The sequence below is a fragment of the Paenibacillus sp. PvR133 genome (assembly GCF_017833155.1).
Taxonomy (GTDB): Bacteria; Bacillota; Bacilli; order Paenibacillales; family Paenibacillaceae; genus Paenibacillus; species Paenibacillus polymyxa_B.
In genome coordinates this window covers 378,559-394,759 of sequence record NZ_JAFIBS010000001.1, presented here as the reverse complement: position 1 = coordinate 394,759, position 16,201 = coordinate 378,559, and the positions used below count along the sequence as shown (strand labels likewise).

At 47.7% G+C, this 16,201-nt stretch carries 13 protein-coding genes; 12 read left to right on the top strand and 1 reads right to left on the bottom strand.

Translation table 11 applies throughout. The annotated features are described in order from the left end of the window. Positions 1 to 19: 19 nt before the first annotated feature. From JOE49_RS01815 to JOE49_RS01795, 5 genes are all read left to right on the top strand, one after another. A complete protein-coding gene (locus tag JOE49_RS01815; protein WP_209940472.1) occupies positions 20 to 1,117 on the top strand; it encodes an FAD-dependent monooxygenase in 1,098 nt (365 codons plus the stop codon). A gap of 83 nt (positions 1,118 to 1,200) precedes the next feature. Continuing rightward, positions 1,201 to 1,965, top strand: a complete 765-nt coding sequence (locus JOE49_RS01810; RefSeq protein WP_025722502.1) for a GTP cyclohydrolase II — start codon at positions 1,201 to 1,203, stop codon at positions 1,963 to 1,965. Next, positions 1,962 to 3,062 carry a bifunctional diaminohydroxyphosphoribosylaminopyrimidine deaminase/5-amino-6-(5-phosphoribosylamino)uracil reductase RibD gene (ribD, locus tag JOE49_RS01805; protein ID WP_209940471.1) on the top strand — a complete coding sequence of 367 codons (1,101 nt, stop codon included), beginning with the start codon at positions 1,962 to 1,964 and terminating at the stop codon, positions 3,060 to 3,062. Before JOE49_RS01810 ends, ribD begins: the two co-directional genes overlap by 4 nt. Before the next feature lie 588 nt (positions 3,063 to 3,650). Further along, the gene (locus tag JOE49_RS01800) at positions 3,651 to 6,569 is read left to right on the top strand and encodes a glycosyl hydrolase (RefSeq protein ID WP_209940470.1); all 2,919 of its coding nucleotides are present in this window, start codon (positions 3,651 to 3,653) and stop codon (positions 6,567 to 6,569) included. An 838-nt stretch (positions 6,570 to 7,407) separates the two neighbouring features. Then, positions 7,408 to 8,526, top strand: coding sequence for a slipin family protein (locus JOE49_RS01795; RefSeq protein WP_209940469.1), 1,119 nt, complete (start codon positions 7,408 to 7,410; stop codon positions 8,524 to 8,526). Between the two features lie 60 nt (positions 8,527 to 8,586). Here the strand turns inward: JOE49_RS01795 and JOE49_RS01790 are convergent, their stop codons facing one another. Beyond that, entirely contained in the window at positions 8,587 to 9,000 is a 414-nt protein-coding gene (locus tag JOE49_RS01790; RefSeq protein ID WP_209940468.1) for a chemotaxis protein CheW, read from the bottom strand. Between the two features lie 275 nt (positions 9,001 to 9,275). Here JOE49_RS01790 and JOE49_RS01785 point away from each other — a divergent pair, with 275 nt between their 5' ends. From JOE49_RS01785 to JOE49_RS01755, 7 genes are all read left to right on the top strand, one after another. Next, positions 9,276 to 10,211 (top strand): sugar-binding transcriptional regulator, encoded by a 936-nt coding sequence (locus JOE49_RS01785; protein WP_023990386.1) that lies wholly within the window; start codon positions 9,276 to 9,278, stop codon positions 10,209 to 10,211. 209 nt (positions 10,212 to 10,420) lie between these two features. Then, entirely contained in the window at positions 10,421 to 11,083 is a 663-nt protein-coding gene (gene deoC, locus JOE49_RS01780; RefSeq protein WP_023990385.1) for a deoxyribose-phosphate aldolase, read from the top strand. Positions 11,084 to 11,113: 30 nt separating this feature from the next. Further along, positions 11,114 to 11,509, top strand: a complete 396-nt coding sequence (locus tag JOE49_RS01775) for a cytidine deaminase (protein WP_023990384.1) — start codon at positions 11,114 to 11,116, stop codon at positions 11,507 to 11,509. Between the two features lie 75 nt (positions 11,510 to 11,584). After that, positions 11,585 to 12,763 carry a NupC/NupG family nucleoside CNT transporter gene (locus JOE49_RS01770; protein ID WP_209940467.1) on the top strand — a complete coding sequence of 393 codons (1,179 nt, stop codon included), beginning with the start codon at positions 11,585 to 11,587 and terminating at the stop codon, positions 12,761 to 12,763. Positions 12,764 to 12,792: 29 nt separating this feature from the next. Then, entirely contained in the window at positions 12,793 to 13,977 is a 1,185-nt protein-coding gene (gene deoB / locus JOE49_RS01765; RefSeq protein WP_177235832.1) for a phosphopentomutase, read from the top strand. Positions 13,978 to 14,068: 91 nt separating this feature from the next. After that, positions 14,069 to 14,776, top strand: a complete 708-nt coding sequence (gene deoD, locus JOE49_RS01760; protein WP_023990381.1) for a purine-nucleoside phosphorylase — start codon at positions 14,069 to 14,071, stop codon at positions 14,774 to 14,776. A gap of 32 nt (positions 14,777 to 14,808) precedes the next feature. Then, positions 14,809 to 16,110 (top strand): pyrimidine-nucleoside phosphorylase, encoded by a 1,302-nt coding sequence (locus tag JOE49_RS01755; RefSeq protein WP_028541785.1) that lies wholly within the window; start codon positions 14,809 to 14,811, stop codon positions 16,108 to 16,110. Positions 16,111 to 16,201 lie beyond the last annotated feature (91 nt).

Below are 16,201 nucleotides of genomic sequence, written 5' to 3'. Positions count from 1 at the left end.
GGGCGTAGGGGGAAGTCAGATGAAGTTGGAATGTGAAGTGTGCGTAGTTGGAGGGGGACCCGCAGGAACTTTGTTGTCCTGTCTACTGGCGGCGCAGGGTGTATCCACGATATTGATTGAGCGGCAGAGCATAGCGGGAAAGGCTTTCCGCGGTGAAATCTTGAATGATGAGGGTCAGGAAGTGATCCAAAAGCATAAGCTGCTCGAACAAATTCATAAGGACTATGTTCTCGCCTCTACAAGAATCGAATATTGGGAGCATCAGCAGCAAGTGAAGACGGTCAAGCCAGCATCAGTAGATGGTAATGTGGGGGTTCATATTCCACAGCCTCGATTTTTGGAGGCTCTGCTCAAGCAGGCGTCAACCTACGAGTCCTTCCGTTACCTGGCGGGTACAACTGTGACTACCTTGGAAGGTAACAGCGAGCAGGGGTACACGGGCTTGGCCGCCCGCGATAAGAACGGTCATGAGATCACGATTGACAGTTCGTTGATTGTAGGGGCAGACGGTCGCTATTCGACTGTGCGCAAGCTGGCGCAGATGCCTGTGACAAACATTCGACACGGCTATGATCTGCTATGGGCGAAAATCACAGCACCTGCTGGGTGGGAGCCCGTCACTCGTCTGGCACGGGTCAACGGAGGGCAGTTGGCTTTATTCTCGCAGGCTGAGGGCTATATTCAAATTGGCTGGAATGTGGAGAAGGGTAGCTTTCCAACCCTGTTTAAGCAATCTTTTGAACCCTTTATACAACGGTTTACCGAGGCTTTTCCGGATTTGAAGCATAGTGTGCATGATCACATTCGTTCATGGAAGGACTTCGTACCGTTGGATATTTTCAGCAGTCGCAGTGACACCTGGGCGCAGAACGGGCTGGTCCTTATTGGAGATGCGGCGCATACCATGACACCTACCGGAGCTTTTGGCTTGAATGCAGCGTTAAAGGATGCCGATGTGCTAGCCAGTGAGCTTCTTCGTTTACGACAGAAGAGCTATACCGCAGGAGACCTAAAGGCGTTCGAAGACGGACGACGACAGGCTGTCACCGAGCTTCAGGAACGGCAGCTGACGATGGAATCCACGTTTCATGAACATTTCTTACACATAGTTCAATGATTTATGACCCTGACAATAACGATTAGCCTATGAGTAATGAGGCATTTTCTATATAGAGCTTATATAAAGGATGGTGCAGAGAGATGAACCAAAAAGATGTAGCTACGCTACTTAACGATAAAATTCAAACCGTTCGCGGAGAGCAATCTTCGACGATTTTAGTAGGACCGATCAAGCTGCCAGTTAATATGGAAGGAGAAACGGTTGTTTTTCAGTGGTACTGCTGGTTGCCTGTACGGGATGAGGAAGATCGTCAGGACTTACTGAATGCCACCGCTGAGACGATTGTGAAGCGATTGTCCACACTGGATTTGGCAGAGGGACAACAGTCAAGCGTTTTGGTGTATGGCGATCTTCAACAGTCGGAAAATGCATTAGTTCGCATGCATAGTATTTGCCATACTGGAGATATTTTTGGTAGCAAGCGTTGTGATTGCGGATTTCAACTCCACCAGTCCATGAAAATGATTGTGGAACATGGAACGGGTGCATTGTTCTATCTGGCTAACCATGAAGGCCGCGGAATCGGTTTGTTTAGTAAAGCAATGGCTTATATTCTGCAGGAAGAAGGCATGGATACTGTAGAAGCCAATCATCAATTGGGTTTTGAAGATGATACACGCAACTATGCGGATGCCATTAGTGTGCTCCGTCACCTGAGACAAAAACCAGTAACCCTGATCACAAATAATCCCAAAAAACTGGATGCCTTGAAGAAATCGGGTATGAATGTGGCGGGTCGCATGCCGCTCTGGGGCGATGTGTCGCAATATAATGAACGGTATTTGAATACAAAAGTGGAACGATCCGGGCATTTGCGGGATTCCGATCTCAGGGAGGTTCTATGACCACTCACGAAAAATATATGCGCCTGGCACTGGAAAATGCCAGAAGTGCTAAAGGGCAAACCGAACCGAATCCGCTCGTCGGATCAGTCATTGTCAACAACGGTCGTATCGTTGGGATCGGCGCTCATCTGAAGCCCGGCGAGCCACATGCCGAGATTCATGCGTTGCGTATGGCGGGTGAACACGCTCAGGGAGCGACAATTTACGTAACGCTGGAGCCGTGTTCCCATCACGGTCGGACAGGCCCGTGCGCGGAAGCCATTGTGAAGGCAGGCATTCGTCGGGTGGTGGTTGCAGCGCTGGACCCGAACCCGCTGGTTTCCGGCAGAGGGGTACAGATTTTGAAAGATGCGGGCATTGAGGTCATTGTCGGAGTATGTGAGCAGGAATCCATCCGCATGAATGAAGTGTTCAATCAATATATTGTGAGCAAGCGTCCTTTTATTACGATCAAATCGGCAGTAACACTGGACGGTAAAATTGCAACCCGGACCTCGAAAAGCAAATGGATTACATCTGAGGCTGCACGGGAGGATGTGCATCGTCTTCGTAACGAGCATGTGGGAATCCTGGTCGGTGTACAGACGGTGATTCACGATAATCCTCAGCTTACGACTCGTCTACCAGAAGGACGGAATCCGATTCGTATCATTTTGGATAGCAAGCTTCGAATTCCATTGGATGCCCGTGTCATTACAGATGGGGAGGCGCCTACCTGGATATTCACAGGACGCGCTTATGATGAAGGCAAGCGTAGCCAGTTGGAACAGCTAGGTGTAAAGATATTTCCGACTCAGGATAAAAACAGCGATCGGGTTAACCTGCCGCAAATGCTGGATATTCTGGGGGCAGCGGAGGTGTCATCAGTGTTCGTAGAAGGCGGAGCCGAGGTGAACGCTTCCTTCGTGCAGCAAGGGCTGGCAGACAAGCTGGTGCTGTACATGGCACCAAAGCTGGTTGGAGGACGCGCAGCCCCGGGATTTCTCGGGGGAGAGGGCGTGTCTGCGATGAGCGATGCGGTGGCATTGCATGATTTGAGCGTGACACAGGTTGGTGTAGACTGGAAACTAGAAGGGTATTTTGAGCGGGAAAAATGAGTGTTGTTTGCGGGGGAGAAGGCACTCCACTAAGGGGTTGATCTTCCGATCGCTGTTGCAGTGGGATTCTTCGGATTGTATAAGACATTTAAAGGTAAGAATCCCACTGCAAAGGCGAACGCTTACGCTTCTCCAGATTCAACCCCTTCGCTCCGCTACTGCCCACCGCAAACTCACTCATTTTTTCGAAATGGTGTGGAGCATGGGAAAGGCAAAAGGACTCAAAAGCTCAAAAGCTCAAAAGCTTATATACTTAAAAGAACAGAGAATCTGAAGGGCTACAAGGCCTGGAGGATTCTTTTTTATATACTAAACGTTTATTAGGGTGAATGATTAATGGGATGAATAACTCATAGGGTAAATGTCTAATGGGGTGAATTCGAGATAACATAATTACACATGCTTGGGTTTTTCGTCCTGGTTTCTTATGTATTTTTAGAGACTTTCGCCTCGTTTAGTTAGAATATAGAAATAAAAGGATTGACCTGGAAATTGAGATCAAGCACAATGAAGTTGAAATCAACTTGGAAGAGAAGGGAAAAGCCTTGCAGTGAAAGGGATTATAGAATTCAAAGGAGGATGTAGGTTGTGAAAAAAACGTTATTATGCTTGTTAAGTGCCAGTCTGATATTTTTAGCTGCACCGGTTTCTACTAAAGCCTTTTCGGGTGAGGTCACACAAGGCGCTGGCTCATATTCAACCACACTACCTGCCGGAGCAGCAACACCGCAAAACGAGATTTACAAAACAGCGAATGTAAACAGCCCAATGCCTACCAATGACTGGTGGAGCAGCCTCGCCTGGGTACCGTACTCCGAGGCTCAATATCCGCATCCCCTTGCCTTGAAAAATCAGCAAAACGGTTTACGCATCTTTAACCCGAGTGGGAAAATTACGGTAAATCCGGGATACATCGCAGGTTGGATGGATGATGTGAACGATTTTTCCGTCGGTCATTCTGTAAGCGCTTCATTTCCTGATGCCAAGGTGGACGGTTTCAGCGACTGGTTTGTCAAATCATTATTTCAAAGCGGCAGCAATAAAATGAGTGCTACCTATGGACACGGCTCCCCCTATGTTTTTTTTGAGTTTGGCGGTGGCAATCCCAAGCTTTCATTTAATGGGGTGCCAGAGGTTTGGTCTGGGTCAGCTAGTTCCCCTGTGCTTGGCATTACGGTTAATGGCTCACACTATGGTCTGTTTGGTCCTTCCGGCAGCACCTGGTCTGGCCTCGGAACGAGTACTCTGATCAATCAATTGAACGGGAAAAACTATTTTACAGTGGCGGCTTTGCCTGACAAAACAACCGCGACATTGGACAAATTTCAGCAATACGCCTATTCTTTCGTTACAAACTCCAAAGCACAGTACAGCTATAACGAAGCCTCTTCCGAAGTGACGACCACCTTTACTGTTGCGACAACAGCGAAGGAAGGCACGCAAAGCGGTACTATTTTTGCCTTATACCCGCATCAGTGGAAAAATTCATCACAACCCCTGCTAGGCTATACGTACAATTCTGTACGCGGTCTGATGAAAACAGCAGAAGGTGCTTCTTTTCAAACGAAAATGAAGTTTACAGGGGTACTGCCTTCCCTGCCCGACTTGGGGTCCTACGATAAAAATACGCTCAACAGTTATATAGACGAAGCGAAAGCGGAAGTCTACTCCGGCGATAGAGACACGTACTGGACTGGAAAACGTCTGGGCAAGCTAGCAGCGCTGGCGCCGATTGCCGACCAGGCTGGCAATACCGCAGCAGCGACCCAGTTCCGCAATGAGATCAAAAGCCGGCTGCAGGACTGGTTTAAGGCCAGTGACAGCTCGGGTAATCTGAAAAGCTCCAGTCTATTTGTGTATAACAACAATTGGGGGACGTTGATCGGTTATCCCGACAGCTTTGGCAGTGCGGTAGAATTAAATGACCATCACTTCCATTATGGATACTTTATCAAGGCCGCGGCCGAAATTGCACGTGTGGACAAGAGCTGGGCATCCAATTCCCAATGGGGGCAGATGGTACAGTTGCTCATTCGTGACATCGCCAATACCGACAGGTCTGATTCGAAATTTCCGTATTTGCGTAATTTTGATCCCTATGCCGGGCACACCTGGGCTTCCGGCCATGCCAAATTTGGTGATGGCAACAACAATGAATCCTCCTCGGAAGCGATGAATGCTTGGGCAGGTCTTATTTTATGGGGCGAGGCGACGGGAAATACTCAAACTCGTGATCTGGGCATTTATCTATATACAACGGAAATGAATGCGATTAACGAATACTGGTTTGATGTGCATGGCACAAACACCCCTGCAGGGATGCAAAGCGCGACGGCAAGCATGATCTGGGGTGGTAAAACGGTAGGGAATGCAACATGGTGGACCAATAATGCCGCAGAGGTTCATGGTATCAACTGGCTACCGATCACCTCGGCTTCCTTGTATCTGACGCAGTATTCAGATTATGCAGCTAAAAATTATAACGATCTGCTGCGAAAAAGCGGTGGGAATTTCAGTCCATGGGAAGATATTGTGTATATGTACAGAGCGATCTCGGACCCGTCCGATGCCAAGGCCAAATTCAGTGCACGCGTAGCGGCCATGACACCGGAAGCGGGGAATTCCAAGGCGAATGCCTACCACTGGATCTACAATTTGGATGCTTTAGGCAACATCGACCACAGCATCACCGCTAATTCACCTATTTATGCCGTATTTCATAAAAACGGTGTAAAAACTTATGTGGCCTACAATTTTACAAACCAGGTTAAAACGGTAACCTTCTCAGATGGGCACACTATTACCGTGCAGCCGAATACCTTTAATACCGGAAATGGAAGCGGCGGTGGCAATCCGCAACCTGATACGGAGGCTCCATCCATCCCGGCGAATGTTCGAGCTACGACCAAAACGGCTTCGGTAGTCACTCTGGAGTGGGATGCAGCTACAGACAATGTTGGCGTTACGGGTTATATCGTTTATAAGGACGGGGCTCAGGCAGCAGAGATAAGCGGTACTTCCGCTTCAATTACAGGGCTGAATGCAGCTTCCACTTACAGCTTTACCGTTAAGGCTCGAGATGCAGCTGGTAACCTATCTGCAGCAAGCAATGCGGTAGGGGTAACGACAGAGCCAGCATCTGGCGGTAATGAGGGTGGCGGAGAAACGGAGGATTATAAAGTAGGAGCTCGCTTTGTCAGCGATCATGAAGCATTGCTTCAATTTACACCCAAAACAGCCTCGGCATATGTTGACGTGCATTATACTTTAACTGGTGGACAACAGCTCAATTACCGAATGACAAACAACGGCGGTGTCTGGGAGCAGCGGATTACAGACCTCGATATCGGGAAGGCTGTCAGCTATTGGTTTACCTATGAAAAGGCGGGATTGCAATACGAGACCCCTTCATTCAGCTATACACACCAGCAGACTGCTTCTACAACGACAGACGTTCCACAACTTCCACTACCGAGCATTGATCCCGTTTTCGAAAAAACATCCTAGTGGATCAGGCCTAAGATACGAACGCGACAGTTAACTATAGAAAGAAAGACACAAGGGAAGCACATACGCTTCTCCTGTGTCTTTTTTTGTTTTTTTATAGGGTCGTAATACTTTCGCCATGTTCGTGAGTTCCTGGTTGCGCGATAATGATAAAGGCTGATACAGGAAGATATTACCGAGGCGAGGATTTCCAAAGGTCCCGCAGTGCCTGCCCTGATGGGGTCAGGTATCCTGTAATTCTGATGTATCCACCAACATTAGGGTTCAATTCCAATCGCCTTCCACGCGACTTCTGGTAGAGTATTCGAATGATCGAATAAAAACAATGAAAAGACCCGGATAAGAGCATCCCATGTCTGGTCTCGATGACAGATACCGGGGCGATGGCTATGCGGCCAGTGGATACCGGAGAGAGCAAGCGCCGACAGGGTTCGAGGCTTCGGGGATACAGATTCACAATCGATGTTGGGCTGATGAATTCCATCCCTAGAACACGGAAACAGGCGGTATCTTTCTTTTTCCTTAAGCTTGACCCCGCCGTCCACACCGAAGGGGTGCTCTGCAAGGGTCACTAACCCTACTACAACAAATAAAAATAAAAAATCCTCATTTTAAAAATGTGTGTTTACTATAACATGCGAATCAGCGGAGCGGTCCATTTTGAATCTGAAGAAGCGTTAGCGTTCGCCTTTGCAGTGGAATTCCTACCTTTGAATGTTTTATGTAATTGAAGGAATTCCACTGCAACAGCGATCGGAAGATCAAATGGAACGTGAAGCCGCTACACGCGGAAATGTACATTTTTAAGTTGAGGATTTTAAATACTAGGAGTGATACGATGTTTAAGAAGATAACGATTAAATCTGATGAGCGCGGGTTGCTGTTCAAAAAAGGAAGCTACCACAAGTTGTTGCACCCAGGAACTTACCTATTGAAAACATTTCAGCAGGAAGCAGTTGAAATTTTGAATGTAGCCGATCCTTTTTTTGTACCTGATCATGACATTCGTTTGTTTTTGACAGATCCCCTATTGCTTGAGCAATTGAATGTCATTGATGTAGAGGACCATGAATATGTGTTGCATTATGAGGATAATCGATTTGTGGAGCTACTGACGGCAGGGAAATATGCTTTTTGGAACATGCTCAAGAAACATCGTTTTGTTCGTGCAGATACTCGGCAGCCTGCGATTGATAAGGCATTGGGGCAAGCGTTCTTGTCCAAGACACCGGGCTTCTGGAAGGCACTTCAGGTGGGCAGCTATGAATTGGGATTTTTATATTACGATAATGTGTTGCAGGGTGAGCTGAAACCGGGCAAATATTATTTCTGGATGTCCACAGTGAATACAGAGATCAAAACGATAGATATGCGACAACAGCAGATGGACCTGATGGGACAGGAAATCATGACAGAGGACAAAATCACGCTGCGCCTCAACTTCGTCTGTCAGTACCGTATCATCGACCCGTTGCGGGCGTTGGAATTCCGGGCATACGAGGAACAAATGTACATTATGCTTCAACTGCTGCTGCGCGAATATGTTGGCACGATGAAGCTGGATGATTTGCTGAAAATGAAGCAGGAGATTGCGGAATATGTTTTGACTCGACTGAATGAGCAGAGCGGCGAATATGGAGTGACTTTTACGTCAGCAGGGGTGAAGGATATTATTTTGCCGGGGGATATCAAGGATATTCTGAATACCGTGCTGTTGGCAGAGAAGAAGGCACAGGCCAACCTTATCACACGACGTGAAGAGACGGCATCCACTCGTAGTCTGCTCAATACGGCCAAGCTGATGGACGAGAATGCCACCCTCTTTCGTCTTAAAGAACTGGAATTCATGGAAAAAATCTGCGAGAAGATTGGCACGATTTCGCTGACTGGCGGAAATACGTTGCTGGAGCAGCTGAACACACTGGTTCACATGAAAGAGGGGCAGGGACTCCAATAACTGAAAATACTCCCGAACGATGAGTGCAAGCCGGCTCAAGGTTCGGGAGTATTTTGCGTTTTAGTTCGTCTTGGTGGATGAAAGAAAAGCGTCCATATCGATCACCGGAATGAGGGTACCCTGATGCTCCATCACAGTAGGGAACAACTCGCGCTGCCACTCTTCCTCATTGCTTTGTAGCTGACTGTCCTCGGCAGAAGCCGTGTCCTCCACCTGATCGACAAGCAGAGCAATCTTCGCACGGCTGAGCAAAATCATTTTGTCCTCGGCGGAATCGCTTGATGCAGGAAGAAACAGCTTTTTGCGTAAATTAAGGATCGTAAATACGTTGCCGCGAATAGTCACCATTCCTTCATGCCACGCCTCGGAAAAGGGAAGCGGCGTTCCTTTTTTGGCATTCATGACTTCTTCTACTTCCACAAAGTTTAACGCGAACTTTTTGTCCGCCAGACTGCACACAATAAATTCAGACATAGCAATTCTCCTTACATATTCAGATAAGCCATCACAGATTGTGAATGAGCGGTAAAATGGGTTAACTATTGCGTTTTGACAGATGGAACGATAAAGTTGAGGATGCGGTAAAGTAGTTGTAGTTAATCACAGAATATCACAAACGAGCAGTTAAATCTTCCAAATTAACAACTATACGGCCAAGGCGTGGCTTCAAGTTTCCCTTCATATATAATGTTTGGGACTAAAGCTGTGTCCGCTGGCACTACATTTTAAGATAAGCGGGTTGAGGTAGAATGGATCATGAAAAGCAGCGATTAAGTATCGAGGCAGCCAGATTATACTATCTAAACGACTACAGTCAGCAAGATATCGCGGTCAGACTCGGGGTTTCGCGTCCTACGGTATCGCGGTTACTGCAGGCTGCCAAGGAACAGGGATACGTGCGGATCAGTATTGTGGACCCGATGGAGGATATGGACGCGCTCGGAGAGCAGGTGAAGAAGAAGTACGGACTGGATACCGTGTTAGTCTGTTATTCGCCGTTAAATGAATATCAGGAGATCAAGAAGCATATCAGCAAAAAAGCAGCCGATTATTTGCATGAAACGGTACAGGATGCTGATATTATTGGTGTGACATGGGGAACAACGATGCATGCCGTAGCGCTTCATCTCCAGCAAAAGCAGGTCAAGGGTGTTGAGGTGGTTCAGCTCAAAGGAGGCGTGAGCCATTCGCATGTCAACACATATGCCGTGGAAACCGTGAATTTGTTCGCAGAAGCCTTTCATACCATAGCACGGTATTTGCCGCTGCCTGTGATTTTCGACAGTCACGCCGTTAAGAAAATGGTCGAGGAGGATCGGCATATCCAGCGTATCATTGAACTTGGCAAGCAGGCGAACATCGCTGTGTTTACGGTGGGTACGGTCAAGGAGGATGCATTGCTGTTCCGATTGGGCTATTTTAACGGGGAAGAGCAGAAGCTACTGCAAAGAATCGGCAAGGGCGATATTTGCTCGCGCTTTTTTGACGCTGAGGGCAACATATGCAGTCAGGAAATCAATAGCCGTACCGTAGGGATTGATTTGCCTGATTTGCGAAAGAAGGAGAAGTCCATTCTCGTCGCTGGAGGCCAGCGTAAAGTGGAGGCCATTCGGGCATCGCTGCGTGGCAAGTATGCGAATATCTTGGTGACAGATCAGTTTACGGCACAAGCACTTTTACAATAGAGCAAGTCGTTCTCAATCCAGCAAAATACACTGTTATGGCGTTTCCCTACAGGGTAATATGAATTGTAGGTGACGCCTTGCGCATAAGCTTGAACATAATTTCAAAATGTGTTTTACATATGTTCAAAGGCGTGCTATGATGGTCTCATCACAGAGAAATAAAGGACTTTTGTCTTCACACTATTTATCTAATGAAGGAGCTTTTAGATATGAACATTGCAGCATTAATCGACCATACATTGTTGCGTGCAGATGCGACGAAGGATGAATTTACGAAATTGACTACCGAGGCAAAAAAATATCAGTTTGCTTCTGTATGTGTGAACCCGACGTGGGTAGCTTATGCAGCAGAACAGCTCGCAGGCACAGGAGTAGCTATCTGTACAGTTATCGGTTTCCCGCTGGGAGCGAGCACGTCCGCAACGAAAGCATTCGAAACGAAAGATGCTATTGCTAACGGTGCGACTGAAATCGATATGGTTATTAACATAGGCGCTTTGAAGGCACGTGATGTACAGCTCGTCGAGCAGGACATCCGTGCGGTCGTGGAGGCAGCTGCCGGTACACTGGTAAAAGTGATTATCGAAACATGCCTGCTAACAGACGAAGAGAAGGTACTGGCATGTGAGCTGTCCGTCAAAGCGGGAGCGAATTTTGTGAAAACCTCGACAGGCTTCTCAACAGGTGGAGCTACTGCGGAAGATGTGGCTTTGATGCGCAAAACGGTAGGACCTGAGATTGGTGTCAAGGCTTCAGGCGGTGTACGCAGTCTGGAAGACGTGCAAAAATTAGTAGAAGCTGGCGCAAGTCGGATCGGTGCAAGTTCCGGTGTGAAGATTATCGAGGGCGAGCAGTCTACATCTTCCTACTAAGTTTATTTTAAAGTCATGGAGGGATTCGCGATGAAGGATCAATTGATTCAGAAAGCGCTTGAGGCGCGTAAACAGGCATACGTTCCGTATTCGAATTTTCAGGTGGGTGCTGCGGTTCTCGGAAGCGATGGCACGATTTATCACGGATGTAATGTGGAAAATGCCTCCTACGGCTTATGCAATTGTGCAGAGCGGACAGCGATTTTCAAAATGGTATCCGAAGGCTGCCGTCAAATTGATTCGATTGCGATAGTAGCTGATACGGAAGGGCCTGTGTCTCCATGTGGAGCCTGTCGTCAGGTTATTTCCGAATTTGCTCATCAAGATACCAAAATTTATCTGACAAACCTTCATGGCAACACGGAAGAGTGGACGGTGGATCAATTACTGCCGGGTGCTTTTCGACCTGCGGATCTGGGGAAATAAAAAAAAGAATGCCTCTTTGGAGCGCATTCTTTTTACGGGGAATGTAAGCGCTTAATGTAATGAGGGGGAAATTAAATGAAATATGTAATCGCTCTGGTGGGACTGCTCGTTGTATTTGCACTTACTTACGTTGCCAGCAGTGACAAGCGTAAAATCAGGTATCGTCCGCTGATAGTTATGGTTGTTCTGCAAGCAGCGCTTGCTTTCGTATTGCTGAATACAGGAATTGGCGAATTTCTGGTCAAAGGCTTTGCAAAAGGTTTTAATAGTCTTTTGGCATATGCAACTGAAGGGATTAACTTTGTTTTTGGCGGAATTGCGAATGAAGGAGCAGCCCCGTTCTTTATCGGTGTACTGCTGCCAATCGTGTTCATATCTGCGCTGATTGGTATTTTGCAATATGTAAAAGTGTTGCCTTTTATTATTAAATATATCGGGCTTGTCTTGAGCAAAGTAAACGGAATGGGTAAACTGGAATCCTACAACGCTGTAGCTTCGGCTATCTTGGGTCAATCCGAGGTGTTTATTTCCGTTAAGAAGCAAATTGGTCTGCTGCCAAAACATCGGTTGTATACACTGTGTGCGTCTGCGATGTCAACGGTGTCCATGTCGATTGTGGGAGCTTACATGCAAATGTTAAACCCAAAATATGTGGTCACAGCTTTGGTATTGAACCTGTTCGGCGGCTTTATTATCGCTTCCATTATTAATCCGTACAAGATTGAGAAGGAAGACGATTTACTGGAAGTTCAGGAGGAAGAGAAGCAGTCCTTCTTCGAAATGCTCGGGGAATATATTATGGACGGTTTCAAGGTTGCTATTACGGTAGCTGCGATGCTGATCGGTTTTGTGGCGCTGATTGCCATGGTTAACGGGATTTTCTCTTGGTTGTTTGGAATCAGCTTTCAGGCGCTGCTTGGATATGTGTTTGCGCCTTTCGCTTTTGTCATGGGTATTCCGTGGAACGAAGCCGTTAAGGCGGGCAGCATTATGGCTACCAAACTCGTGTCCAACGAATTCGTGGCCATGCTTGATCTGACCAAGCAAACAGGCTTGTCGGAGCGCACGGTCGGGATCGTATCGGTATTCCTCGTATCCTTTGCTAACTTCTCATCCATCGGTATCATTTCCGGGGCTGTGAAGGGTTTGCATGAAAAACAAGGAAATGTGGTGGCCCGCTTTGGTCTGAAGCTGTTGTACGGGGCAACGCTGGTTAGCGTGCTGTCGGCAACGATTGCAGGGTTGTTTTTGTAAAAAAAACAGCGAGTTAGGAAAGGATTTTTATGATGTCTAAATTCAAACGAATTCACTTGGTGGTTATGGACTCGGTTGGTATCGGCGAAGCGCCGGATGCTGCCCAGTTTGATGATTACGATGTAGATACACTCGGTCATATTGCCCGCGAACGCGGTGGTCTAAAGATGCCGAATATGGGTAAGCTCGGTCTATCCAATATTCGTTCCATAGAAGGTGTGGAAGCGGCCGACAAGCCGCTTGCGTATTACACTAAGATGCAGGAAGCGTCCAATGGCAAGGATACGATGACGGGTCATTGGGAAATCATGGGCTTGAATATTGCCGTTCCTTTCCGTGTATTTCCTGATGGGTTCCCGGATGAGCTGATTCAGCGCATTGAGGAGCACACAGGCCGCAAAGTTATTGGCAATAAGCCTGCCAGCGGAACGGAAATCATGGATGAGCTGGGCGAAGAACACGTGAAAACTGGAGCGCTCATCATCTATACCTCGGCGGACTCTGTGCTGCAAATTGCGGCGCATGAGGAAGTTGTACCTTTGAAGGAGCTCTATGAGATTTGCGAGTTCTGCCGTAAAATCACGCTGGAAGATCCGTACATGCTCGGTCGCATTATTGCACGTCCGTTCGTAGGCGAGGCAGGGAACTTCTCTCGTACCTCCAATCGACATGATTATGCGCTCAAACCGTTTGGTCGCACCACCATGAACGAGCTGAAGGATGCAGGTCTGGATGTGATCGCCTTGGGTAAAATCTCCGACATTTATGACGGTGAGGGTGTGACGAAGGCGGTGCGTACGGTGTCCAATATGGACGGCATGGATAAGCTGGTGGCTACGCTCGATGAGGATTTCACCGGATTAAGTTTTCTGAATTTGGTGGACTTTGATGCTGTATACGGTCACCGTCGTGATCCGCAGGGATATGGTCAAGCCTTGGACGATTACGATGCGCGTCTGCCAGAGGTTTTTGCCAAAATGACCGATGACGATCTGCTAATCATCACTGCGGACCATGGGAATGACCCGACGTATCGGGGAACGGATCACACCCGCGAATATGTACCTTTGCTGGCATATTCCCCGCGTTTTACAGCTGGGGGCAAGGAGCTTGCAGTTCGTAAAACCTTTGCTGATATTGGAGCGACCGTGGCGGATAACTTTGGTGTGAAACTGCCTGAACATGGAACGAGCTTTTTGGCAGAGCTTCAGTAATCAAGGACCAGCAAGAGTACAAGCAAGATTACTAGTAACGATATAAATAACAATACAAGCATGGACAAATGGGACGGAGGAATAAAAAAACATGAGTGTACACATTGGAGCCAAACCCGGAGAAATTGCAGAAACGATTTTGCTGCCAGGAGACCCGTTACGGGCTAAGTTTATTGCTGAAACGTATCTGGAGGACGTGACCTGCTACAACGAGGTTCGCGGAATGCTCGGATTCACGGGGACGTACCAAGGCAAACGCCTATCTGTACAGGGAACCGGGATGGGGCTGCCATCTATCAGTATTTATGTCAACGAACTGATTAGCGAATATGGTGTGAAAAACCTGTTCCGCGTGGGTACATGCGGCGGAATGAAGGAGCATGTGCACGTTCGTGACGTCATTTTGGCACAGGCATCCTGTACGGATTCCGGCATGAACCGCCATATCTTTGGCGGCTACGATTACTCGCCGATTGCCAGCTTCAATCTATTGAAGGGCGCTTATGATCGCGGTGTTGCCAAAGGCTTGAACATGCATGTCGGCAATGTATTCAGCTCAGACAGCTTCTACCGTGATGACAAATCAGTGGTACAAAAGCTGATGGAATACGGCGTGCTGGGTGTAGAAATGGAAACTTCGGCTTTATACACGTTGGCAGCCAAGTTTGGTGTAAACGCACTGACGATTCTGACGGTAAGCGATCATTTGCTGACGGGGGAAGAAACGACCGCAGAAGAACGGCAAACAACTTTTAAAGAAATGATGGAAGTTGCACTGGATACAGCAGTATCTCTGTAAACGATCATACGCACAGTGAGGAGAAATGACATATGAGAATGGTAGACTTGATTGAGAAAAAACGTGACGGAAAAGAACTGAGTACAGAGGAAATTAATTTTATTATCCAAGGCTACACTCAGGGTGAAATTCCTGATTATCAAGTCAGTGCATTGGCGATGTCCATTTTCTTCAAAGATATGACTGAACGCGAACGCGCTGATCTGACGATGGCGATGGTTCATTCGGGTGATACCATTGATCTGTCCGCGATTGAAGGTGTAAAGGTCGATAAGCATTCCACTGGCGGTGTGGGTGATACGACAACGCTGGTACTGGCTCCGCTCGTAGCGGCCTTGGATATTCCGGTAGCCAAAATGTCAGGCCGCGGCCTCGGACATACCGGAGGAACGATCGACAAGCTGGAAGCTATTGCAGGCTTCCACGTCGAAATCAGCAAGGACGAATTTGTGGATTTGGTGAATCGCAGCAAAATTGCGGTCATCGGGCAAAGCGGCAACCTGACACCTGCGGACAAAAAGCTGTATGCCTTGCGTGACGTTACAGCGACGGTCAACTCGATTCCGCTGATTGCCAGCTCGATTATGAGTAAGAAAATCGCTGCCGGCTCCGATGCCATCGTGCTTGATGTAAAAACAGGTGCAGGCGCATTTATGAAAACCGTAGATGATGCCAAAGCACTGGCACATGCTATGGTGAGCATCGGTAACAATGTGGGTCGCAAAACGATGGCAGTCATTTCCGATATGAGTCAACCGCTGGGTCTGGCCATCGGTAACTCGCTGGAAGTGAAAGAAGCGATTGATACGCTGCGTGGCGAAGGACCAAAAGATCTGGAAGAGCTGTGTATGGCTTTGGGCAGTCAGATGGTGTTTTTGGCAGGGAAAGCAGAATCTCTCGAAAACGCCAAAGAGAAGCTCAAAGAAGTCATTCGCAATGGCAAAGCACTGGAGAAATTCAAAGAGTTTATTGCGAATCAGGGCGGTGACGCTTCTGTAGTGGATCATCCTGAACGCTTGCCGCAAGCACAGTATCTTATTGAGGTGCCTGCGAAGCAGGACGGTGTGGTAGCTGAAATCGTGGCTGACGAAATCGGTACCGCAGCGATGTTGCTTGGAGCAGGACGTGCGACCAAAGAATCCGAGATTGATCTGGCTGTCGGCTTGATGCTGAACAAAAAGGTCGGGGATGCTGTTCAAAAAGGCGATTCACTGGTTACTATTCATGCGAACCGTGAAGATGTAGCCCAAGTGCTGGAGAAAATCTACGCGAACATCCGCATTGCGGATCACGCGGAAGCGCCAGTGCTAATCTACGGAACAGTGACAGAGTAAGCGATAAGCCATATTTATAAAGTCGTGTTGAGTGTCTTTGATCAAGTTTGAAAAATATGACAGCCGGACTCATAATAGATATGAGTTCGGC

Excerpts from the sequence above, each read along its gene's own strand:
- JOE49_RS01815 (WP_209940472.1), top strand. The coding sequence starts at position 20 with ATGAAGTTGGAATGTGAAGTGTGCGTAGTTGGAGGGGGACCCGCAGGA.
- JOE49_RS01810 (WP_025722502.1), top strand. The coding sequence starts at position 1,201 with ATGAACCAAAAAGATGTAGCTACGCTACTTAACGATAAAATTCAAACC.
- ribD (WP_209940471.1), top strand. The coding sequence starts at position 1,962 with ATGACCACTCACGAAAAATATATGCGCCTGGCACTGGAAAATGCCAGA.
- JOE49_RS01795 (WP_209940469.1), top strand. The coding sequence starts at position 7,408 with ATGTTTAAGAAGATAACGATTAAATCTGATGAGCGCGGGTTGCTGTTC.
- JOE49_RS01790 (WP_209940468.1), bottom strand. The coding sequence starts at position 9,000 with ATGTCTGAATTTATTGTGTGCAGTCTGGCGGACAAAAAGTTCGCGTTA.
- JOE49_RS01785 (WP_023990386.1), top strand. The coding sequence starts at position 9,276 with ATGGATCATGAAAAGCAGCGATTAAGTATCGAGGCAGCCAGATTATAC.
- deoC (WP_023990385.1), top strand. The coding sequence starts at position 10,421 with ATGAACATTGCAGCATTAATCGACCATACATTGTTGCGTGCAGATGCG.
- JOE49_RS01775 (WP_023990384.1), top strand. The coding sequence starts at position 11,114 with ATGAAGGATCAATTGATTCAGAAAGCGCTTGAGGCGCGTAAACAGGCA.
- JOE49_RS01770 (WP_209940467.1), top strand. The coding sequence starts at position 11,585 with ATGAAATATGTAATCGCTCTGGTGGGACTGCTCGTTGTATTTGCACTT.
- deoB (WP_177235832.1), top strand. The coding sequence starts at position 12,793 with ATGATGTCTAAATTCAAACGAATTCACTTGGTGGTTATGGACTCGGTT.
- deoD (WP_023990381.1), top strand. The coding sequence starts at position 14,069 with ATGAGTGTACACATTGGAGCCAAACCCGGAGAAATTGCAGAAACGATT.
- JOE49_RS01755 (WP_028541785.1), top strand. The coding sequence starts at position 14,809 with ATGAGAATGGTAGACTTGATTGAGAAAAAACGTGACGGAAAAGAACTG.